The organism is Pseudomonas sp. 43A (genome assembly GCF_013363935.1).
GTDB classification, from domain to species: domain Bacteria; phylum Pseudomonadota; class Gammaproteobacteria; order Pseudomonadales; family Pseudomonadaceae; genus Aquipseudomonas; species Aquipseudomonas crudilactis.
In genome coordinates this window covers 5,358,976-5,378,845 of the sequence record NZ_CP054880.1, presented here as the reverse complement: position 1 = coordinate 5,378,845, position 19,870 = coordinate 5,358,976, and the positions used below count along the sequence as shown (strand labels likewise).

20 protein-coding genes are annotated in these 19,870 nt (G+C 55.0%); 6 read left to right on the top strand and 14 right to left on the bottom strand.

Annotation, left to right across the window (positions count from 1 at the left end; genetic code table 11):
• The first annotated feature begins 116 nt into the window (after window positions 1–116).
• Window positions 117–722 (top strand): helix-turn-helix transcriptional regulator, encoded by a 606-nt coding sequence (locus tag HUW52_RS23510; protein WP_175555727.1) that lies wholly within the window; start codon window positions 117–119, stop codon window positions 720–722.
• Window positions 706–1,584, top strand: coding sequence for a queuosine precursor transporter (locus HUW52_RS23505; RefSeq protein WP_175555030.1), 879 nt, complete (start codon window positions 706–708; stop codon window positions 1,582–1,584). The genes HUW52_RS23510 and HUW52_RS23505 overlap by 17 nt, the downstream gene beginning before the upstream one ends.
• 51 nt (window positions 1,585–1,635) lie before the next feature.
• Here the strand turns inward: HUW52_RS23505 and queC are convergent, their stop codons facing one another.
• The 8 genes from queC to HUW52_RS23465 all read right to left on the bottom strand — a co-directional run bounded on the left by queC (window position 1,636) and on the right by HUW52_RS23465 (window position 10,780).
• Window positions 1,636–2,334, bottom strand: a complete 699-nt coding sequence (gene queC, locus HUW52_RS23500; protein ID WP_175555029.1) for a 7-cyano-7-deazaguanine synthase QueC — start codon at window positions 2,332–2,334, stop codon at window positions 1,636–1,638.
• A gap of 118 nt (window positions 2,335–2,452) precedes the next feature.
• A complete protein-coding gene (locus HUW52_RS23495) occupies window positions 2,453–2,839 on the bottom strand; it encodes a hypothetical protein (protein WP_175555028.1) in 387 nt (128 codons plus the stop codon).
• Window positions 2,840–2,889: 50 nt separating this feature from the next.
• Window positions 2,890–3,357, bottom strand: coding sequence for a hypothetical protein (locus tag HUW52_RS23490; protein WP_175555027.1), 468 nt, complete (start codon window positions 3,355–3,357; stop codon window positions 2,890–2,892).
• Window positions 3,358–3,513: 156 nt separating this feature from the next.
• Window positions 3,514–3,900, bottom strand: a complete 387-nt coding sequence (locus tag HUW52_RS23485) for a hypothetical protein (RefSeq protein WP_175555026.1) — start codon at window positions 3,898–3,900, stop codon at window positions 3,514–3,516.
• 261 nt (window positions 3,901–4,161) lie between these two features.
• Window positions 4,162–4,893: a hypothetical protein gene (locus tag HUW52_RS23480; RefSeq protein ID WP_175555025.1), complete on the bottom strand. Its 732-nt coding sequence runs from the start codon at window positions 4,891–4,893 to the stop codon at window positions 4,162–4,164.
• A 226-nt stretch (window positions 4,894–5,119) separates the two neighbouring features.
• Window positions 5,120–5,746 (bottom strand): hypothetical protein, encoded by a 627-nt coding sequence (locus tag HUW52_RS23475; protein WP_016987919.1) that lies wholly within the window; start codon window positions 5,744–5,746, stop codon window positions 5,120–5,122.
• A gap of 1 nt (window position 5,747) precedes the next feature.
• Window positions 5,748–10,400, bottom strand: a complete 4,653-nt coding sequence (locus HUW52_RS23470) for an RHS repeat-associated core domain-containing protein (protein WP_256667863.1) — start codon at window positions 10,398–10,400, stop codon at window positions 5,748–5,750.
• Window positions 10,401–10,516: 116 nt separating this feature from the next.
• On the bottom strand, window positions 10,517–10,780 hold the full coding sequence (locus tag HUW52_RS23465) for a PAAR domain-containing protein (RefSeq protein WP_007920142.1): 264 nt from the start codon (window positions 10,778–10,780) through the stop codon (window positions 10,517–10,519).
• Between the two features lie 456 nt (window positions 10,781–11,236).
• On the opposite strand from HUW52_RS23465, the gene arfB reads away from it, so the two are divergent.
• Complete coding sequence (arfB, locus tag HUW52_RS23460; protein WP_007920134.1) at window positions 11,237–11,650, top strand: alternative ribosome rescue aminoacyl-tRNA hydrolase ArfB; 414 nt, start codon at window positions 11,237–11,239, stop codon at window positions 11,648–11,650.
• Here the strand turns inward: arfB and HUW52_RS23455 are convergent.
• The 6 genes from HUW52_RS23455 to phhA all read right to left on the bottom strand — a co-directional run bounded on the left by HUW52_RS23455 (window position 11,647) and on the right by phhA (window position 16,049).
• Window positions 11,647–12,834: an MFS transporter gene (locus HUW52_RS23455; RefSeq protein WP_175555726.1), complete on the bottom strand. Its 1,188-nt coding sequence runs from the start codon at window positions 12,832–12,834 to the stop codon at window positions 11,647–11,649. The two genes, arfB and HUW52_RS23455, sit on opposite strands and share 4 nt — an antisense overlap.
• A 113-nt stretch (window positions 12,835–12,947) precedes the next feature.
• Window positions 12,948–13,130, bottom strand: coding sequence for a hypothetical protein (locus tag HUW52_RS23450; RefSeq protein WP_026000833.1), 183 nt, complete (start codon window positions 13,128–13,130; stop codon window positions 12,948–12,950).
• Between the two features lie 70 nt (window positions 13,131–13,200).
• On the bottom strand, window positions 13,201–13,332 hold the full coding sequence (locus HUW52_RS30495) for a hypothetical protein (protein WP_016987951.1): 132 nt from the start codon (window positions 13,330–13,332) through the stop codon (window positions 13,201–13,203).
• Between the two features lie 258 nt (window positions 13,333–13,590).
• A complete protein-coding gene (locus HUW52_RS23445; RefSeq protein ID WP_175555024.1) occupies window positions 13,591–14,784 on the bottom strand; it encodes an amino acid aminotransferase in 1,194 nt (397 codons plus the stop codon).
• Window positions 14,784–15,140: a 4a-hydroxytetrahydrobiopterin dehydratase gene (locus HUW52_RS23440; protein ID WP_003222798.1), complete on the bottom strand. Its 357-nt coding sequence runs from the start codon at window positions 15,138–15,140 to the stop codon at window positions 14,784–14,786. The genes HUW52_RS23445 and HUW52_RS23440 overlap by 1 nt, the downstream gene beginning before the upstream one ends.
• A 117-nt stretch (window positions 15,141–15,257) precedes the next feature.
• Entirely contained in the window at window positions 15,258–16,049 is a 792-nt protein-coding gene (gene phhA / locus HUW52_RS23435; RefSeq protein ID WP_007920123.1) for a phenylalanine 4-monooxygenase, read from the bottom strand.
• Window positions 16,050–16,441: 392 nt separating this feature from the next.
• Here phhA and HUW52_RS23430 point away from each other — a divergent pair, with 392 nt between their 5' ends.
• From HUW52_RS23430 to flgG, 3 genes are all read left to right on the top strand, one after another.
• Window positions 16,442–18,004 carry a sigma-54-dependent transcriptional regulator gene (locus HUW52_RS23430; protein ID WP_175555023.1) on the top strand — a complete coding sequence of 521 codons (1,563 nt, stop codon included), beginning with the start codon at window positions 16,442–16,444 and terminating at the stop codon, window positions 18,002–18,004.
• 272 nt (window positions 18,005–18,276) lie between these two features.
• Window positions 18,277–19,017 (top strand): flagellar basal body rod protein FlgF, encoded by a 741-nt coding sequence (locus tag HUW52_RS23425; RefSeq protein WP_007920119.1) that lies wholly within the window; start codon window positions 18,277–18,279, stop codon window positions 19,015–19,017.
• A gap of 45 nt (window positions 19,018–19,062) precedes the next feature.
• On the top strand, window positions 19,063–19,848 hold the full coding sequence (gene flgG, locus HUW52_RS23420; protein ID WP_007920118.1) for a flagellar basal-body rod protein FlgG: 786 nt from the start codon (window positions 19,063–19,065) through the stop codon (window positions 19,846–19,848).
• Window positions 19,849–19,870: the final 22 nt, after the last annotated feature.

Here is a 19,870-nt window from a genome sequence, read left to right as displayed (position 1 = left end):
TCCTGCGCGGCACTGACAGGGATATAACTGCAATTTCCTACCTCACTTGTGTATGTCCGGAATGATCATTCGGGACGTGACATTGATTGCAGTTAAAAATGGATGATAAGCATGTGATGCACAGAAGAGAAAGATCGGAGAATCTGAAGAACAACATCAAATACCTGATAAAGAGTCGCGGGGAGACGCAGTTGTCCTTGTGTCACTCCAGTGGTTTGACCCGCACGACCATCTATAACATTCTTGAAGGCAAGGTGGTCAATGTCCAGCAGTCCACTGTGCGCAAGATTTCTGATTTCTTCGGCGTGTCTTACGAAGAAATAGAGACGATTGATTTTGAAGAAAAGGAAATCATCGAAAGCAGTATTTCGCCACAGGGGAATATGAATCCGGCGGCGGTTCCGGTGATTAAAGAAAGTCTGCTGCTGCAAAGTCTGGATAAGAGAATTGGTGAGTTGGCCACTATTCATCCATTGACTTACTATTTTGGCGCGTCTTTTAACCTGATTGGCGTGCTGCTGGAAAACGAAATCAGCGGCCTGAATGAACCCGGCGATCTGTTGATCGTGCAGAAAGGAGCATCGACCAGCGACAGGGAAAAGCTGGTGTATGACAAAATCACAGCGAAGTTATCTATAAGCCATGAAGGCAGCTTTGATACGGATCGTGTATGCGTGATCGGAGATGTAATCGAGGAACGATTTAATGGATTGCAATGTTGACGTTGAAAACAGCAAGTACAAGTTGCTGGGGTTCGAAAATGGAAAAAGCTTGGCCGTTATCATGGTCATTGCGACAGGCAAGATAATTAAAATAAAGCTAAGTGAAGTGTTGAATAGTGAGATTATGGATAATCTGAATAAAATCGAAGTGAAAAACCTCTACAAGAAGTTTTACTCCCAGGGCGGAGCACTCACCGCTTACGAAATAAATGACCGTCATGAGAGTTCCTGGATGATCTACATCATCCTGAACCTGATGCTGTTCACGCTTTACATTTTTACCAGTATTGCAGCGACAAAACCGATCTACCTCGAGTATTTCGATATTGTCGTAACGCCGGGCACTTTCCTCTATCCGCTGACGTTTCTGATCGTTGACTTGCTCAATGAAACGTTTGGCCTGAGGCTCGCGCGAAAAGCGATCCTGTTCGCGTTCATCAGCAACGCCGCGATTATCATTCTGTTGGCTATCACTACCCATCTTCCGGGTCTGCCGGGCTGGAAACTCGATGGCGCTTATAACGATGTTATCAGTCAGTTGTCCGCAGTCCTTGTAGCGTCTTCTGTATCGTTCCTGGTTTCAGAGAATATAAACTCGTACCTGTTGTGCAAAATCAAAGAACTCACAAATTCCAGGTTTCTGTTTTTGCGAGTGTTTTTAAGCACATTGTTTGCTGTGATCATCGACAGCTTTCTGTTCTGCTATATCGCTTTCTACGGGACGATGGAAAATAGCGCGATACTGGGCATGATCTTCGTTCAGATCGCAATCAAGGTAGGTTTTGCCTTCTTTAATATCTTGCCGGCCTACGGCGCAAGATCATTGTTCAAGAAGTACCTGACGGGTGCGCAGACGCAGTAAGCAGAGGAGGGCGCTCACTCGGCATGCTTGAGTGAGCGCTTCTTGTTGCAGTTACTTTAAGCCAAGTTTCTCTTTCAAACGTTGAGTCACCTGTACTTTATTGTTCAGGAACTCATTCAAGCCTTTGGCACGAAGATTACAGGCATCACAATCGGAGCATCCAGTGCCTTTGATGCCGTTGTAGCAAGTCAGTGTTTCTTCGCGAACCAGATCCAGTTGATGGTGGTAATCCGCCAAGGCCCAGGTTTCAGCCTTGTTCAGCCACATCAATGGCGTCTCCAGTTGCAGCCTGTAATCCATGCCTAATTCAAGGGCTTTATTCAACGCCTTGACGAATTCATCCCGGCAATCGGGATAGCCCGAGAAGTCGGTTTCACAGACACCGGTAATGACCGTTTTGGCCTGGACTTGATAGGCATAGATAGAAGCCAGCGTCAGAAACAAAATGTTCCGCCCTGGAACGAAGGTGCTTGGCAGGCTCTCGCCAGAGCTGTTCACGGTCGGAACCGGAATGTTATCGCGCGTCAGGCTGCTGATGGCTAGCTCATTGAGCAAGGACACATCCAGCGTTTTATGCACGGTCACACCGAGCTTTTTCGACAGATGCTGCGCCACTTCAATTTCCGCGTGATGACGCTGACCATAGTCAAACGTGATGCAGTGGACTTCATCGTAGTGGGTCAGGGCGTGGATCAAGCACGTGGTGGAGTCCTGCCCGCCGCTGAATACGATAACTGCTTTGTTGGTCATGGTTATGCTTCCTGCATTGAGGTCTTGAGGGCAAAGGTGGAGATGATACTCGAAATAGGGATGGAGTTCGGTGCAGAGTCCAGATGCGCGCGTGAGTCCGTGAGCGGTCTGATTCACTTTAGAGCCTTTTTTTTGCTGCCTCGGCGATCATGTCATCTTCATCTGTCGCAAGTAGAGTTAATAAATCTTTTGGTGTCTTCGGGTTACATGCAATTCTATGTCTAACCATTACGGACTTATCAGTTGCCAGCCTCTCAAAAGTACTTCTATTGATGCGCCTCTTCATTGCAACATCCCAGCGAACATCGACGTCGTCGCTTAGTGAGAGCTTCTCAAGCACATCAGTAGAGATTGATCCGTTTGCAACAACTAGTCGTGAAAGCTCAGGGTGTCTTGAGATAACCTCGAGCCAAACTTCCTCTGTCGCAACTTCATTTATTTTTGCATTTTCTATCTCGTTTTTGCTTTCCGAATAATACTTAAATTCATCAGCGTTGCTAATCATAAGGTCCTGCTCTACGTTTTTCAGTTTTTTATTAGCATTACCTTGGATTTTTAGGAGTGCTCATATTTTCTAATGCAGCATTCAAATATTTTCTCTCCGCAAGTTTCGCTATAATCAACAGAAAGCTGGGTAGAAAGGTCAGCGCCAATTAACCTGATCTCGTCACTTTTGAATTTATCAAAATCAAAACTCGCACATAGAGAAATGTCGCTTGCGAGCATGTAAGCTCCGCAGTATCTCCAGTCCTCATCTATAAGCAAATAGTATTTACGATTTTCGATTGCTGACGAAAAAAAATTAAGTGCTTCGATGGATGACGAATATTCTCTGCGCACACAGGAGATTTCGCGCTTCGTCATAAGCGCTGCAATTATGCTATCTGTTTCTGGTAAACTTAAAAGCAGTGACTCATTAAAGGCTAGATCTGAAATGGAGGCTATCTTTTCTTTATAGTGGCTAAGTGTTTTTCCTTGCGACTTCCTATAGAGGATATTTCTTTTATAAGCGTCTATATTCATTTTAATTTTTCAAGGGTGGCTGCTAGAGGAAAGGTATACTTTATTAATTCTCAAGGACATGATTCGTCCGAAAAGAGTTTCATAATGAAAAGTTATCACGAGCAGACGGGTTGCTCGCTGGTCAAATGATATGATTGAAAATCAAGTCTATAAAAATCAGTCTTCAATCTCGAGGATTTTTATCTGTCGACCAATTATGTAAAGCTCTCCATCCTCGCGTATCTGGGTAAGTGAAGTAGGGTCGGCATCCATGTCGTAATTTCCATCAATTTCCACACACCAGACGTCGTCAAATTTCAAGATCCTAACCCCAGAGCATATCGAGTTAAACTGATTGCCTTTAACTTTTGCACTTAAATCCTCCACCGCCCCCACTACCACCCTTACTCTCTTCCATACGTTGCCTTTAACTCTATGATCTCTGGCATGGAATATTACTTGCGCGGCAAGGGGTTCATTGGGAAGGTTTAAAAATTCGAAAGAAAGAATTAACCCATCTTCAAAACGATGAAAGGCCTCCGAAACCTTGCTTACTTGTTCCATAGACACTACCTATAGGTGGTGAGGATTGCATACCTGATTGGGTTACTCCTCATCTCTGATGGGCCGTACTTGGTTTGAGGTGGACGGCACCCCGGATCATGACTAGATGAGAAGTTGTCGCTTCTACTAGGGACAGACTTCGTTTGTTTGATCTTCAATAGCTTGGTCTTTTTACGAGAGATTCTTTGTGCTTGTGCACGAAAGTCAAATTAACCATTGGAGCGCGAAGAGAGTAATGCAGCTTTAGGATTTTCTTTATATCTAAAGCATACGCCGTCTCACGAAAGGAGTTTTAAGTATAAATTCACGAGTAAACGGTGTTGGAGTAGGGGCGGGGTCGGCTTCAACCAAGTTATTCGCAAGCTCTGAAAATTCTACTATCTGTTCGGGAGGTCCAGAGATTAATATTGCTCGAGTGTCAGAGTGATCTTCACCTAGCATGACGACAATGCATTTTTTCGAACATAGTACTGCTATCACTTTATGAAATAACTTTAATGAGGAGGCTTGAGAGAAGTCTGTACCTGAAGCTCTATAAGTTTCACTAATTACACTCAGAATCTCTTTTTTATCACTTTCATCCAATTCCATCTCTGACAAAAATATTAATGCATTCCATCCTTTGTATATGGCTGTCAAAAGTATTTTTATTTCTTCGATGCTGGAGGCAGTTGAGAGGTCGCAGAAATTATGCCTCCCCTCAATGTCTAAGTTTAATTCGAGGTGTCTTCTTTTGTTTGTCGCGTCTAAACCGATCTTTCCAAATGCTCTTTTATGTAAGTCTAGTTTCTTCGCAATACTGCTACTTGAATCGAGTTCGGCAGCAAGCACAGTATATATGTTATATCGAAAGAAAATGGGTCCCAAATAGTCAAAAATCGACCCGTAATCGTAGCCTGTAGCCAGATACCATAATGAGTCGCATGAGGTATCAAAGCGAAATCCACCAGATTTGGTAGCAAGAACAGACGCAATATCAACGATGGTTTTCATTATGGCTACCCTTTTAATTCTTGGTTCTCATATGACTAATGTTCTTCATTTAAACCGTTAGAAAAGGAGGGGTGAGATTATCTTGATTTTTTCAAGGGTGGACTATATTCAAGAAATTCAATAAGCCAGGCCAGACTGCGTGGAGATTAACCACGCCATCTATAATCAACTCAATCAGCTTATGAAAATCAGTTGAAATCATATGTAGGCCAAGGCTTTTTGTAAGCTAGTGTATTGGGAGTTGAGATGGATTATCAATCATGATCCACTCCGCGGACTCCCCTGCAACACTGTAAAATTCGTCAAAAAAGCAATTTAAGTCGCTGGAAAAAACGTCAAATGCGCCATGCCCATATTCGCCAGAAATCTTCGTGATCGCGACATATCGGCAGGCATTTTTGAAAAGATTGTATGCCTCTTGGCTTATAGAAAAGTCATCGCTCTGCAAAAAAATAGTTAGGGTGGGAGGAGTAGGTTTTTCCACCCTTCGATGCCTTGAAAGTATTTCATACTTTTTGACGTCTATTTCGTATCGCCTATGTTCGCTCACTGCGCGCTCGAACTCCCCATCTTTATCTCTAAACAAAAAAAATGGCATGTAGTGAAGTTTCTTGCTTGATGGTGGCTGAAGTTTTCCATTGATATCGATGTAGTAGCAATTGTCAACTAGGGATTTAATCGCAGCAGCGCCCTCCTTAGATCTATCGAAACCGATTAAGCCGTTTTGATCAACAGAGGCTAGCAGTGCGAAATCATCATTAATTTCCGCAGGGATACTCCTAATGCGACTGCTAGAGATTTTTTTGAAATCATCGAATCTCGCCCGATAACAAATAATTTTGTAGTTTTTCACACTACATTCCCCCCGGATAAGTGAATATTTTTGACTCCCCTTTTTTGTTCTTTGCGTGAACATGTGGAGTGCTGTGGTGATCGGGGTGTCCTTCTCCGACCATGTGAGGATGACCATCTGGGTGATCGAAAACTTCAGAGTTGTCGTAACCACGGCGTCCCAGCGTTTTAACTCCACGCTTTTTCAAGCAAGCACAGAATCGTCCGTCACTGTCACCGTTCAGTTCTTGAGTAGAAATATCCTGTCCGCCTCTTCCTACCCTTGGAACTTGAGCGTGTTGTTGTGCCTTCCTCATTGCGCTTGCGCGACTTTTGGTAGCAACAACAGTCTCCAATCCCAATGGGTCAATCCACTCCATTGGGTTAGGTGCATACCGGTAAAGGTTAAGTCCACCTTCATAACGTATCGGATCCTGCGAGATAAACCGCCCAACCCCCGGATCATAGTACCGATACCGGTTGTAATGCAGCCCCGTCTCATGATCGTGATACTGCCCCTGGAACCGTATCGGGTTCACAACGCCATGCTGCCGCGCCCATTCCGAGCGCTGTTCCGTCACCTGTCCCCACGCCTTGTACTGCGCGGTCCACGCCATGTTGCCTTGGGAATCGGTCAGCTCCTGCGGCGTACCCAGGTGATCACACTGATACCAGGCCAACGCATCAAACGGTAAAGCCGTTGCCTTGTGATTCCACACCGGGTCGTCATCGAGGCTGTATTCACCGCTGTAATCCGGCAGCCCAATCAGATCAATTGGCGCATGCCGTACAGCCTGGGCCACAGGGACAAAAGTGCCCGGTTCGAAGACGTAGTGCACCGTGCGGCCGGGTTCGCCATCGCTCTGTGCCGGACTGCTTTCCCAGGCGAGGTTGTCACCATCCCAACCGTAAAGCGTGAGCCCGCAGCCAAGTTCGCGTTGTTTGCGGGCGTGTTCGTTTCTGTTCCAGAGGGAACCTGCTTCCGGGCGCTGTTTGTAATGCGCGCGGGAATTTTTGTGCAGGCGTCGTCCCAGTGCGTCGTAGGCAAAATCCACGCTCAGGCGCGTGTCTTCGAAATGCACCAATCGATCAAACAGATCCCAACGTAGATCACTGCGTTGGCCGTTGTGCCAGCGCTGAATCTGGTTGCCGCGTTCGTCGTAGTCGTAGTGGGTGCCGGCGTATTCGCGCAGCAGGTTATCGACCAGTTTGCTGCGCGGTGGGGTCAGGTCCAGTGGGCGGCGAATTTCTGTCGTTTTGTCGTCGAGCAGGTTGCCGGCCGGGTCGAAGGCGAAGGTTTCCACGCCTTGACGTGTGGTGGCGCTGAGCAGTCGGCCGACGGGATCGTAACGATAGGCGAGCGGGCCACGACGGCTGTCGTTGATGTCGGTCAGTTGGCCGGCGGCGTCGTAGCTGTATTCGCGTTTGAGCAGTGTGGATTTGTCGTCGCTGCGTCCCAGCAGTTGTTCTTGCAAACGGCCGGCCGGGTCCCAGCTTTGGGTTTGCAGCAGGTGGTTGCCTTGATGGCGGGCGACTTCGCGGTGCAGGTCGTCGCGTTCGTAGCCGATCAGTTCGTGTTCATCGAGGCGCAGGCCGAGCAAATGGCCGCTGCCGTAAGTCAACCAGCTGACGCGGTGGCCGTCGGGGCGAACGCTGGCGACTCGTTGGTTGAGCACGTCGTACTCGTGCTGCCAGATTGCGACGGTGGGTTTTTCCAGGCCGAGATAATGCTGGTGCTCGCGCAGCAGATTGCCGGCCGGGTCGTGAAACCATTGCAGGCGGCTGTCGGCGTTGTCGGCCAGCACCAGGTTACCGTTGCCGTCGTAAGCGAAAGTCTCGCTTTGCGACTGCTCGCCCAGGGTGGCGCGACGTTCGGTCAAGCGGCCCATCGGGTCGAAGCTCAAAGAGATGACGCGTTGGCCATTGATCGATTGCGCGAGGCGACCGGTGAGCGGGTCGTACTGATAGCGCGTGCTGCGGCCGTCGAAACCGCGTTCCTCGAGCAGACGACCGACCGGGTCGTAGTGGAAGTGCGCGCGTTGTTCGTTTTCGTTTTCCAGCGCCGTTAACCGTCCGAGACGGTCCCAGCGATAGCGCAAGGTTTGTTCGGCGGCATCGACACGTTCAGCGATCAAACCGGCAGCGCTGTAGCTCCACGTGGTGCAACGATCGAGAGCGTCGACGTGCGCCAGCAGCCGACCTTCGGCGTCTCGCTCGAAACGCTCTTCGGTCTTGTCCGGGTGCTTGATCAACACCAATTGGCCGGCCTTGTATTCGTATTCGGTGGCGTTCCCGGCAGCGTCGGTGAAGCAGACCATTTGCCCGAATTCGTTGTACTCCCAGGCGCTGGTTTTGCCCGAGCAATCGACGTACTCGACCAGTTGCCCGGCGTCGTTGTAGTCGAGGGTTTTTTCGTTGCCGTTGGCGTCCTTGATCGCGGTGGGCTGGCCGGATTTGTTGTAGGCGTATTCGGTTTTGTTGCCCAGCGGATCCAGCGCTTCGACCAGGTTGCCTTGGTCGTCATAGGCGCGCTGCCACTGACCGCCCTCGGCATCGCTGATCTTGATCAGCAGGTCCTGATCGTCGTAGGCGTAATGCATCACGGTATGGTCGGCGCGGATGTGTTCGAGCAGGTTGCTGCGCTCATCGTAGCTGTAGCGATCGGTGCTGCCGTCGGCATTGACGCGGCGCACGATGTTTTTGGCCTCGTCGCGGAAGAACCATTCTGAACGTTCATCGGCGTAACGGATGCGGTAGGTGTAGCCAAGGATGTCGTAGTAGTGCCAGGTTTCGTTGCCGAGCGCGTCAGTGACGTAGGTCAGACGAATGTTTTCGTCCCATTCCAGACGCGTGTCGAAACTGCCGTCGTCGGCCCATTCGCGCACGGCTTTGGCCTTGGGGCTCTGGCCATCCCACTGCAGGTTCATGCCGCGCCCGGTGCGGTCGGTGTAGCGGGTGATCAGGTGATGCTCGAACTGATACGACCAGACGGCGCCGTTCTCGTCCTGCGCCTGAATCAGGTCGCCATAGGCGTCGTACTGATAGGCGCAGAGCTGGCGCAGCGGTTCGCCGTCAACGATCTGCCAGAGGCCGATAAACCGGCCGTGATCGTCGATCATCGTGCCGAGGTGCAAATGGACTTTGGTGAAGTCGTTTTCCTGATAGGTGATCAGATCCGAGAGCAGTGATAGTTCGCCGTGACGATGCTCGTAATGCAGCATCACTCCGGCGCCGTTGCGCAGCGAAATATTGCTCAGCACAAAACGCTGGCCACGGCGGACATAGGTTTCCTTGCGCTCGAAACCACGGCACAGCAACAACTGGTCATCGCTGTTGCGGACCAGGGTGATGTCTTCGATGGCGTCGTAGTGGAACAGGCCGACTTTAGGCAACGGATAGCTGTGGTCGCGGCCGTCGGCGCTGTAGAACGTCAGGCCATCATCCACGCAGTCGAAACGTGTGGTGAATTCACTGATCCAGCGAGCGCCGAGTTCGCTCTGATCGTAGGCGTCGAGGCGCGAGTTGTAGGTGCGCGTCCATTCGATCGGGAAGGGGCCGGGCAGGCTGAAATCGGTATGGCTGAGGCTTTCCGAACCCAGGGCAAAGTTGATGCTGAATTCAGTGGCGCATTTACAGGGACCTTTCTCCGGATTGGGCGCACTTTTCGCTGGGACTTGCTTGTTGTTAGCGCCCAACTCGCCCTCCGCAGCCGTGTGGGTCGCCTTGCCGGTCTTCTCCGTATGGACCGCGGCGTTCTGGCCATGGGCATTGCGCTTGCGCCACAGGGTCACGGCGCTGGAGAGAATCTGCAGCAGCCAGCCGATGGAGTTCTGCACATTTTTATCGTCGAGCTTGCTCAGCTGCGTGCGCAGTTCCGGGCCCATCGCGCGCAGTTTGCCGGTCTCGGTGGTGATCTGTTTCTGGAGATCGTTCGGCAGCAGGTTCTGCGCGACGCTGTTGACCATCCCTTTGCCTGCCGCTTTCAAGGCGCTGTTGGCAGCCGCTAAAAAGTTGTCGGCCGTCGCGAGGGGGTCGTTGAGGAGTTGGCCGCGCCCGACGCTTGCTCTTGCGCTGGCTTCCTCCAGATCACCCTTGGCATCAAACCGGCCAAGGGCCGTTGTTTCGATACCGGTGGCAATCTCGTTGATGATTTGTTCGCCGAGCTTGCCAGCGTCCGCCAGAATCCCCGGCAACTTGCCTTTGGCTTGCTCAACAAAGTCATCGAGGGTGCCGATGATCGAGGCGTTCAGGTGACCGACCAGCACCTCGATCACGGAAGTGCTGAGCAACAACTTGCCGCTGGCCCTCATCTCCTGACGTACCAGAAACAGCGTCGGCCGCAGGGTCATGCGCGCCGCTGCCATCGACGGCGGCAACGGCAAGACGCCGATCAGGTTGATGCCAAGGCTGGCCCACGTGAGCAAGTCGCGTTGCTTGGCGTCCGACAGGGTGACGATGTCACTCAGCGCATCGACCAGCGCCATGATGTTGCCGACCACCGGCAAGAAACCGGCGTAGTTCTTGATTCGATCAAGCGTGACCACGCCATCCGTGGCGGATTGCAGCCAGGCATCGAAAGCCGCCGCACTGCTGGCGACGTCCTGAACGTCGATGGCATTGAGTGGAACGATGGCAGCTTGGGGCTCACGTTTTGCGACAGCAGTTTCAGTGGTCATCACGGCATCTCACCCGCCAACAATGGCCGGGCTTTGCGGGCAAAAATTGAAGACCTCAGCGAGCGGGCGACAACAAGCCGCTTCTCAGAGGTACGCATCAAAGTGAAAAAACAGGATTAGCTGACGACAGCGCCTTTCGGGCCACTGGCGATCAGTGCGGCGCCGCAGGCGGTTTTCATGCCGTCCAGTGCGATGGGGGTGCCATCGACGGTGTAGGTGCTGCTGCCCTCGGCAATCGGGAAAACCCCTTTGCACAACGGGCAGCTGACCTTGTGACCGACCCCGGCAATCGGCTTGCCGTTGAGGTCGGTGCGGGAGAAGGCTTCGAGGACTTTGCCACCGTGAGTGGTGGAGTCGCCCAAGCGAATTGCGTCTTTCATTGCGTCATTCCTTTGACCGAGGGTGGCTGGCTCGGCGAGCAACCCTGTCTTTCCTGCCTGCGTTCAGCAGGCGTTAGTGCCGATTTGATATCAAAATCCGTGCCAGCCACTATATGGCCATTGCGCGGCAAGGGTTTGCGCCGTGTGTCTGCGGGATAAATCGATTTTTGCTGTGGGAAACCGCGTCAAAGTGCGCAAGAAGTTGCGCAGTGCTGTGCAACTTCTTGCGCACTCGGCTACAGGGCCCGTGTGACATGGCCTGCAGGCGATTGGCGGGCGTTTTTTTGAAGGCAGGTGCGCAAGAAGTTGCGCACTTGGGCGGCTGATCGATTTCTGCCAAATCGATGGCGATTGCACTGACCTCTGCGTGAACAGGCGAAGGTCTGCAATGGATCTTCAGCAGGTTCGAGGTCTGTTTCGCGGTATCCTGCGCATTCTGATTACGGACGCTTTTCCATGCTGGTGATTTCCAACAACGTGCATCTGCCGGATGCCGAGATCGAACTGACCGCCATCCGCGCGCAAGGCGCCGGTGGGCAGAACGTCAACAAGGTCTCCAGCGCCATGCACCTGCGCTTCGACATTCCGGCCTCGTCCTTGCCCGAGTTCTACAAGGAGCGGCTGCTGGCGCTGCGCGACAGTCGCATCACCAGCGACGGCGTGTTGATCATCAAGGCCCAGCAGTACCGCACGCAGGAAGCCAACCGCGCCGATGCGCTGGAGCGTCTGGTCGAGCTGATTCTCAGTGCGACCAAAGTGGAAAAGAAACGCCGTCCGACCAAGCCGACCCTCGGTTCAAAGAAGCGCCGGCTCGAATCGAAAACCAAGCGCGGCAGCATCAAGGCCGGGCGTGGCAAGGTGGATTTCTAGTCTTCGCGGTACTTCGCCGTGTGCTTGTACAGATACACGCTCAGTGCCAAGCCGCTTAGCGAGGCGAGGGCGGCGAAGAGGAAGATCGAGGCAAAACCGAATCCCGCCGCAATCGCCCCGGCCAATGGCCCGGTGATCCCCAGCGACAAGTCGATGAACAGCGAATAGGCGCCAACCGCTGCGCCACGGCTGGACGCGGGCACCAGATTCACCGCTTCCACACCCAGCGCAGGGAACACCAGCGAGAAACCAAACCCGCTCAGCGCCGCACCGGCCAGCGCCCAGTGCGCATCCGGCGCCAGCCACAACAGCAGCAGGCCTAGGGTTTCCACCGACAGACAGGCAATCGCCACACGAAAGCCGCCGAGGCGGTTGATCAGGTTGCCGAACAGCAGCCGCGCACCGATGAAGCTGGCGCCGAACAGGCTCAGGCACAGCACCGCGTTGTCCCAATGCTGGGTCGCGTAATACAGGGTGATGAAGGTGGCGATGGTACCGAAGCCGATCGAGCCCAGTGCAAGACCGCAGCCGTGGGGAAACACTTTGCCGAGCACATGCATGAACGGCAGACGCTCGCCGGCGACAATCGGTGCCGGGGTTTTTGGCCAGGCGAGCAACAGGCCCAACGCGGCGAGCAGGATGATGCTGACGCCCATGCTCCACAGACCCAACTGGCCGACCAGCCACACACCGAACGGTGCGCCGATCGCCAGTGCGCCGTAACTGGCGATGCCATTCCAGGAAATCACTTTGGCCGTGTTTGCCGCGCCAACGCGGCCGATGCCCCAGCCAATCGAGCCGGAACCGACGAGGCTTTCCGCGCTGCCCAGCACCAGTCGACCGATCAACAGACTGATCAAACTGAGCATCGGCATGCTCGGGGTCCACGCCGAAATCAGCATGAACACACCGCTCAAACCACACCCGGCGAGGCCAATCATCACCGCGCGTTTGCTGCCCTGATTATCGATGATCTTGCCGGAATACGGACGGCTGAGCAGGGTGGCGAGGTATTGCACGCTGATCACCAGACCGGCAATCACCGCACCAAAGCCCAGATCACTGTGGACGTACCCCGGCAGCACCGCGAGCGGAATGCCGATGTTCAGGTAACCGATAAAGGTGAAGAGGACGATGGAAACGACTTGCAGCGTGACCGCCAGGGGGCGCTGGGGTTCTGGCATAGAGGACGACATGGGTAACGATCCACGGGAGCGGCAGATTAGATAGGCTGCTTATGATACCGGCGCGGACGGATCTGGGGCGGGAAAAGTAAAACTATTTGCCGGGGTGCGTTTCAGGATTTGGCCGGGGCAACCAGTTGTGTGGTGACCAGCGCCGCCAGGGCATTTTCTTCGCTGCCGAAACGGGCGAGCAGGGCGGCTTGTTTCTCGGGCGAGAGACGGTTCCAGATCTCGATCATTTTCTCGGTGGCGCTGATCAGGACGGCAGCTTGGCTTTCAGAGAATTCGTCGGTCATGGCGGGCTCGGGGTTCAGGCAGTGTGGAAAGCGCATGTTAGCGCTTTCCACACGGTCTGTACGACGGGTCTTACTCTTCGTTGTCGGCCGGGCGGCTCTCAACGGCTTCTTTCGGTTCGGGTTGCCCCGCGCCGGCTTGTTGCGTGGTCGTCTGCTCAGGTACGTGCAGGCTTGGGAAGGGGAGATTAGGAATCTCGTGCATGGTTGCGCTCCTCGCTAAGTCTGTTGATAGATCTGGTAGATCCGCGCTTCTTGAAAGCCTGCGCAGGATACAGCAGGAAAAATGACAATCAGACTTTTAATTCAAATTAATGCGACAGATGGCCGCAGGGGGAGGGCAAACCTGCAGGTCACCACAAAACAAATGTAGGAGCTGCCGAAGGCTGCGATCTTTTGATCCTGCTTTAAAAAAAGATCAAAAGATCGCAGCCTTCGGCAGCTCCTACAGGGTATTGCGGTGTTACTTGCAGACGCTGGCGATAGCTTCGGCCAGCAGCGCGAGGCGCGTGGCGTCGATGCCGGCGACGTTCGCCCGGCCCGAGCTGACCATGTACACGCTGTGATGCTCGCGCAGTTGTTTCACTTGCTCCGGCGACAGGCCGGTGTAAGAGAACATCCCGCGCTGCACGCCAATGTGCGCAAAGCGCTCACGTAAACCGTGTGGCTCCAGCGCTTCGACCAGGCCGCTGCGCAGTTGCGCAATGCGCAGGCGCATGGCTTCCACTTCATCGGCCCAGCGGGCTTTCAGCTCTGGATCGGCGAGGATGGTCGCGACCACTGCCGCGCCGTGATCTGGCGGCGTCGACCACAGGTTGCGGGCAATGTTGGCCAGTTGGCTGCGGATGTCGATGAGCTTGTCGGCGGTTTTCGCGCAGACGATCAGCGCACCGGTACGGTCGCGGTACAGGCCGAAGTTCTTCGAGCAGGAACTGGTGATCAGTAGCTCGGGCACTTCTGCCGCGAACAGCCGGGTCGACCACGCATCCTGCTCCAGACCGTCGCCAAAGCCCTGGTAGGCAAAGTCGATCAGCGGCAGCAGATTGCGGGCGCGTACCACATCGAGCACGCGCTGCCAGTCGTCATGGCTCAAATCAAAACCGGTCGGGTTGTGGCAGCACGCGTGCAGCAGCACCACATCGCCCTTCGGTACTTCGTTGAGCACTGCGAGCATGGCGTCGACGTCGAGGCGGTTGTCACTGCCCACGTACGGGTAGTGACTGACCTTGACCCCGGCCGCGGCGAAAATGGTTTCGTGGATCGGCCAGGTCGGGTTGCTCAGCCACACGCCTTTGCCCGGCAGGCACTGGGCGATGAAGTCGGCAGCCAGACGCAGGGCACCGGTGCCGCCCGGCGTCTGGGTGGCGCCGGCACGTTGTTCGGCGATCAGCTTCGCGTCGGCGCCGAGCACCAGCTCATTGATGACTTTGCCGAACAGCGGGTTACCGTGACCACCGATGTAGGTCTTGGTGTCCTGGCTTTCGACGAGGCGCGCTTCGGCAATTTTCACCGCTTCCGGGATCGGCGTCAGGCCCTGGGCATCCTTGTAGACGCCAACGCCCAAGTCGAATTTGCGCGGGTTGGCGTCCTGCGCATACGCCTCCATCAAGCCGAGGATCGGGTCGCCGGGTACCCGGCCGATGGCGTCGAAGTGCATTACTTGCGTCCTTCTGCGGTCTTGGCCACTTCGTCAGTGCGCGCGGCCATGATGAAGTCGTTGCGGTGCAGGCCTTTGATCGAGTGGCTCCACCAGGTCACGGTGACTTTGCCCCATTCGGTCAGCAGGCCCGGGTGGTGACCTTCGGCCTCGGAGATCTCGCCGACAGCGTTGGTGAAGGCCAGCGCGTGTTTGAAGTTCTTGAACAGGAAAACTTTCTCCAGCTGCATGATGCTGTCGCGTACTTCGATGTTCCAGTCAGGGATCTGCTTGATCAGGATCGGCAGTTCTTCGTCGCTGACTTGTGGCGCATCGGCGCGGCAGGCTTCGCAGTGGGCTTGGTTCAAAGTGGACATGGCGTATTCCTGAAATCGAGTGTGTTTTTTTTATTAAAGCGTTTGAGCCGTCAATGCCGTCACGCTAAACCAAAGTGGCGGCGACTGACAGGCTCAATTGTCTGCAAAAGTCGCGGTTCACGCGGCTTTCGGTTTCGGCGGAAATTTCGGTGCGTGCAGACCCAGCTGCATGCCTTGGCGAACCATGGCCATGATGTCTTCATGCGCCACGTCGAACAGACGCTTGAGATTCGGCAGGACAAAGTACAGCGGTTGCAGGATGTCGATGCGATACGGCGTGCGCATGGCTTCGAGCGGATCGAAGGCTTGATGCTCCGGCTCGTCCGACAGCGAATAAACGGTTTCTTTGGGCGAGGACAGGATGCCGCCGCCGTAGATGCGTTTGCCTTGCGGGGTGTCGACCAGGCCGAACTCGATGGTCATCCAGTACAGACGCGCCAGATAAACGCGTTCCTCCTTGGTGGCCTGCAAACCGAGTTTGCCGTAGGTGTGGGTGAATTCGGCGAAGTACGGGTTGGTCAGCAGCGGGCAGTGACCAAAGATCTCGTGGAAAATATCCGGTTCTTGCAGGTAGTCCAGCTCTTCGCGGGTACGAATAAACGTAGCGACCGGAAATTGCTTGCTGGCCAGCAGTTCGAAAAAGGTCTGGAAGGGGATCAGTGCCGGAACGCGGGCGACCTGCCAACCGGTGGTCTCGCCGAGCACCTTGTTGATCTCGCCGAGTTGCGGAATGCGGTCGTGGGGCAGACCGAGTTTTTCGATACCGTCCAGATACTCCTGGCAGGCACGCCCTTCGATCACTTTCAACTGGCGAGTGATCAGCGTGTTCCACACCGCGTGTTCTTCGGCGGGGTAGTCGATAAAACCTTGCGCATCGGGCTCGCGGGCCACGTATTGCGTCTGCTTCATACTGCTCTCCTGCTAGGGGAATTCGTTCTTGTTATGTCCAGCGATGGATTCAGAATTACCCGAGAGCGGGTTGATGTGCAGCAGGTTGAATCGTCTGCGTGTAGGAAATTTCTCTTTAATTCGTAAAGTTATCGTTACGGTTTGGCGGGTATCTCGCATTTGCGGTGATTCCCGGGTTTGAAAAGGTCAGTACCTGTCACATAATCTTGACAACTATCTGCGTGCCTCGACAGAAAAATGAGCTTCGGGCGCACCTCAATACCCTGTGGGAGCGAGCTTGCTCGCGAAAGCGCTGGGTCTGACACATCAATGCTGGATGTGCTGACGCCTTCGCGAGCAAGCTCGCTCCCACAGGTTCGGTATTCAACTCCCCATCTTGTCGGGCCTTATATATGCGCATCAAAGTCCACTGCCAGAACCGCATCGGCATCCTGCGTGACATCCTCAACCTGCTGGTTGCCTACGGGATCAACGTGGCGCGCGGTGAGGTCGGTGGCGAGCATGGCAATGCGATTTATCTGCATTGCCCGAACCTGATCAATATCCAGTTCCAGGCGCTGCGGCCGAAGTTCGAGGCGATCGCCGGGGTGTTTGGCGTCAAGCGGGTAGGGCTGATGCCCAGCGAGCGGCGGCACATGGAGTTGAACGCCTTGCTCGGCGCGCTGGAGTTTCCGGTGCTGTCGATCGACATGGGCGGCTCGATCGTCGCGGCCAACCGTGCGGCGGCGCAGTTGCTCGGTGTACGGGTCGACGAGGTGCCGGGGATTCCGCTGTCGCGTTACGCCGAAGATTTCGACTTGCCGGAACTGGTGCGCGCCAATAAATCGCGAATCAATGGCATGCGAGTCAAGGTCAAGGGCGACATCTTTCTGGCCGACATTGCGCCGCTGCAATCGGAGCATGACGACAGTGAAGCGATGGCCGGTGCGGTGCTGACCTTGCACCGCGCCGACCGTGTCGGCGAGCGCATCTACAACGTGCGCAAACAGGAACTGCGTGGTTTCGACAGCATTTTCCAGAGCTCTAAAGTCATGGCGGCGGTGGTGCGTGAAGCCAGGCGCATGGCACCGCTCGATGCGCCGTTATTGATTGAAGGCGAAACCGGCACCGGTAAGGAATTGCTCGCACGCGCTTGCCACCTCGCCAGTCCGCGCGGGCAGTCGCCGTTGATGGCGCTCAACTGTGCAGGCTTGCCGGAGTCGATGGCTGAGACCGAACTGTTCGGCTACGGTCCTGGCGCTTTTGAAGGGGCACGGGCTGAAGGCAAGCTCGGCCTGCTGGAGTTGACCGCGGGCGGCACATTGTTTCTCGACGGCGTCGGTGAAATGAGCCCGCGCTTGCAGGTGAAGTTGCTGCGCTTTCTACAGGACGGTTGCTTCCGCCGGGTTGGCAGTGATGAAGAGGTTTACCTGGATGTGCGGGTGATCTGCGCCACGCAGGTCGACTTGTCGGAACTGTGCGCGCGGGGCGAGTTTCGCCAGGATTTGTATCACCGCTTGAACGTGCTCTCCTTGCACATCCCGCCGCTGCGTGAATGCCTCGACGGCTTGACCCCGCTGGTCGAGCATTTCCTTGATCAGGCCAGTCGGCAGATCGGCTGTTCGCTGCCGAAACTGGCGCCGGCGGCGATGGATCGGCTCAGTCATTACCACTGGCCGGGCAACGTGCGGCAACTGGAGAACGTGCTGTTCCAGGCGGTTTCGCTGTGCGACGGCGGCACGGTGAAGGCCGAGCATATTCGTCTGCCGGATTACAGCGTGCGTCAGCCGCTTGGCGATTTCTCGCTGGAGGGTGGGCTGGACGAGATTGTCGGGCGCTTTGAGAAAGCGGTGCTGGAGCGGTTGTATTCCGAGCATCCGAGCAGTCGGCAGTTGGGTAAGCGGCTGGGGGTTTCGCACACCACCATTGCCAACAAACTGCGTGAGTATGAAGTCGGCAAAGATCCCGAAGCTTAAGATCAAAAGATCGCAGCCTTCGGCAGCTCCTACAGGAATACGCATTTCAAATGTAGGAGCTGCGGCACGCTGCGATCTTTTGATCTTTTGCCGCCAAGCGGCATAACACCGCCGGTTTTTCGACTTCGATACATTTCCAATTTCCCTTCGCTATCCCTCAAGCCCTTTGTTTGCCGGGTCTTCGTCCGCCAGAAAAAAGTTGGTCTGCAAATTGCTTATGGCTCAGCAGTACAGCGGTGGGCGGCAAACGTCCGGCATGCAGAGGAAAGAGTGTGGACAAGTACCTTTATGTGGCAATGACCGGTGCCAGCCAGAATGCGCTGGCGCAGAAGGCTCATGCCAACAACCTGGCGAACATCTCCACCAACGGTTTTCAGCGCGACCTGGAGCAGGCGCGTTCGATGCCGGTGTTCGGTGACAGCTTTCCGGCGCGTGCGTTTGCCATGAGCGAACGACCTGCCACCGACTTCACTCCTGGTTCACTGGTGCAGACCGGTCGTGACCTCGACGTCGCGGTGACCGGCAACGGTTTTATCGCCGTGCAGAACCCGAATGGCGGCGAAAGCTACGTGCGCACCGGCAGCCTCAACGTCGACGCCCTCGGCGTGCTGCGCGCCGGCAACGGCATGCCGGTGATCGGCAATGGCGGCCCGATCGCCGTGCCGCCCGAGCAGCAGATCGAAGTCGGTGAAGACGGCACCATCAGTATTCGTGCGATGGGCGAAGGCCCGCGTGTCATGGCTGAAGTCGACCGGATCAAACTGGTCAACCCGGATATCAAGAACATGAACAAGGGCCTCGATGGCTCGATCTACACCAAGGACGGCCAGCCGGCACCGGCCGATGCCAACGTCAAACTGGTGTCGGGTTTCCTTGAGTCGAGCAACGTCAACGCCGTCGAAGAGATGACCTCGGTGCTGGCCCTGGCCAAGCAGTTCGAGTTGCACGTCAAGATGATGAACACCGCCAAAGACGACGACCAGGCCATGGCTCGGGTCTTGCAGATCAGCTAATTATCAGAACGTCGCGCCGAAAAACAGGCGCACGAGGAGAATCGAATGCTTCCGGCTCTATGGGTTGCCAAAACCGGTCTGTCCGCCCAGGACACCAACCTGACCACCATTTCCAACAACCTGGCAAACGTGTCGACCACGGGTTTCAAACGTGATCGCGCCGAGTTCCAGGACTTGCTCTATCAGATCAAGCGCCAGCCGGGCGCTCAGTCGACCCAGGACAGCGAACTGCCGTCGGGTCTGCAACTGGGTACCGGTGTGCGCATCGTCGGCACCCAGAAAAACTTCACCGCCGGCAGCCTGCAAACCACCGAGCAGCCGCTGGACATGGCCATCGACGGTCGCGGTTTCTTCCAGATTCTGCAACCGGACGGCACCACGTCCTACACCCGTGACGGTACTTTCCACCTCGATTCCAATGGCCAGATCGTTAACGCCAGCGGTTTCGCTCTGGAACCGGCCATCGTCATCCCGAACGATGCCCAGACCTTCACCGTTGGTCGCGACGGCACCGTGTCCATCACCGTCGCTGGCAACGCTGCGTCGCAGGTGATCGGCAACCTGCAAACCGCCGACTTCATCAACCCGGCCGGTCTGCAGGCCGTGGGCAACAACCTGTTCCTGGAAACTGCCGCTTCCGGCGCGCCGCAAGTTGGCACCCCGGGTCTGGCCGGTTTCGGTACCACCCTGCAGAACACCCTGGAAACCTCCAACGTCAGCACCGTTGAAGAGATGGTCAACATGATCACCACTCAGCGCGCTTACGAGATGAACTCCAAGGTGATCTCCACCGCTGACCAGATGCTCTCGTTCGTAACGCAGAATCTGTAATCAAGTCTATGAGGCGGCCATG

Excerpts from the sequence above, each read along its gene's own strand:
- arfB (WP_007920134.1), top strand. The coding sequence starts at position 11,237 with ATGCTGGTGATTTCCAACAACGTGCATCTGCCGGATGCCGAGATCGAA.
- phhA (WP_007920123.1), bottom strand. The coding sequence starts at position 16,049 with ATGAAGCAGACGCAATACGTGGCCCGCGAGCCCGATGCGCAAGGTTTT.
- HUW52_RS23470 (WP_256667863.1), bottom strand. The coding sequence starts at position 10,400 with ATGACCACTGAAACTGCTGTCGCAAAACGTGAGCCCCAAGCTGCCATC.
- HUW52_RS23450 (WP_026000833.1), bottom strand. The coding sequence starts at position 13,130 with ATGACCGACGAATTCTCTGAAAGCCAAGCTGCCGTCCTGATCAGCGCC.
- HUW52_RS30495 (WP_016987951.1), bottom strand. The coding sequence starts at position 13,332 with ATGCACGAGATTCCTAATCTCCCCTTCCCAAGCCTGCACGTACCTGAG.
- flgG (WP_007920118.1), top strand. The coding sequence starts at position 19,063 with ATGCTTCCGGCTCTATGGGTTGCCAAAACCGGTCTGTCCGCCCAGGAC.
- HUW52_RS23505 (WP_175555030.1), top strand. The coding sequence starts at position 706 with ATGGATTGCAATGTTGACGTTGAAAACAGCAAGTACAAGTTGCTGGGG.
- HUW52_RS23495 (WP_175555028.1), bottom strand. The coding sequence starts at position 2,839 with ATGATTAGCAACGCTGATGAATTTAAGTATTATTCGGAAAGCAAAAAC.
- HUW52_RS23485 (WP_175555026.1), bottom strand. The coding sequence starts at position 3,900 with ATGGAACAAGTAAGCAAGGTTTCGGAGGCCTTTCATCGTTTTGAAGAT.
- HUW52_RS23510 (WP_175555727.1), top strand. The coding sequence starts at position 117 with ATGCACAGAAGAGAAAGATCGGAGAATCTGAAGAACAACATCAAATAC.
- HUW52_RS23465 (WP_007920142.1), bottom strand. The coding sequence starts at position 10,780 with ATGAAAGACGCAATTCGCTTGGGCGACTCCACCACTCACGGTGGCAAA.
- HUW52_RS23440 (WP_003222798.1), bottom strand. The coding sequence starts at position 15,140 with ATGTCCACTTTGAACCAAGCCCACTGCGAAGCCTGCCGCGCCGATGCG.
- HUW52_RS23455 (WP_175555726.1), bottom strand. The coding sequence starts at position 12,834 with ATGCCAGAACCCCAGCGCCCCCTGGCGGTCACGCTGCAAGTCGTTTCC.
- HUW52_RS23480 (WP_175555025.1), bottom strand. The coding sequence starts at position 4,893 with ATGAAAACCATCGTTGATATTGCGTCTGTTCTTGCTACCAAATCTGGT.
- HUW52_RS23430 (WP_175555023.1), top strand. The coding sequence starts at position 16,442 with ATGCGCATCAAAGTCCACTGCCAGAACCGCATCGGCATCCTGCGTGAC.
- queC (WP_175555029.1), bottom strand. The coding sequence starts at position 2,334 with ATGACCAACAAAGCAGTTATCGTATTCAGCGGCGGGCAGGACTCCACC.
- HUW52_RS23490 (WP_175555027.1), bottom strand. The coding sequence starts at position 3,357 with ATGAATATAGACGCTTATAAAAGAAATATCCTCTATAGGAAGTCGCAA.
- HUW52_RS23445 (WP_175555024.1), bottom strand. The coding sequence starts at position 14,784 with ATGCACTTCGACGCCATCGGCCGGGTACCCGGCGACCCGATCCTCGGC.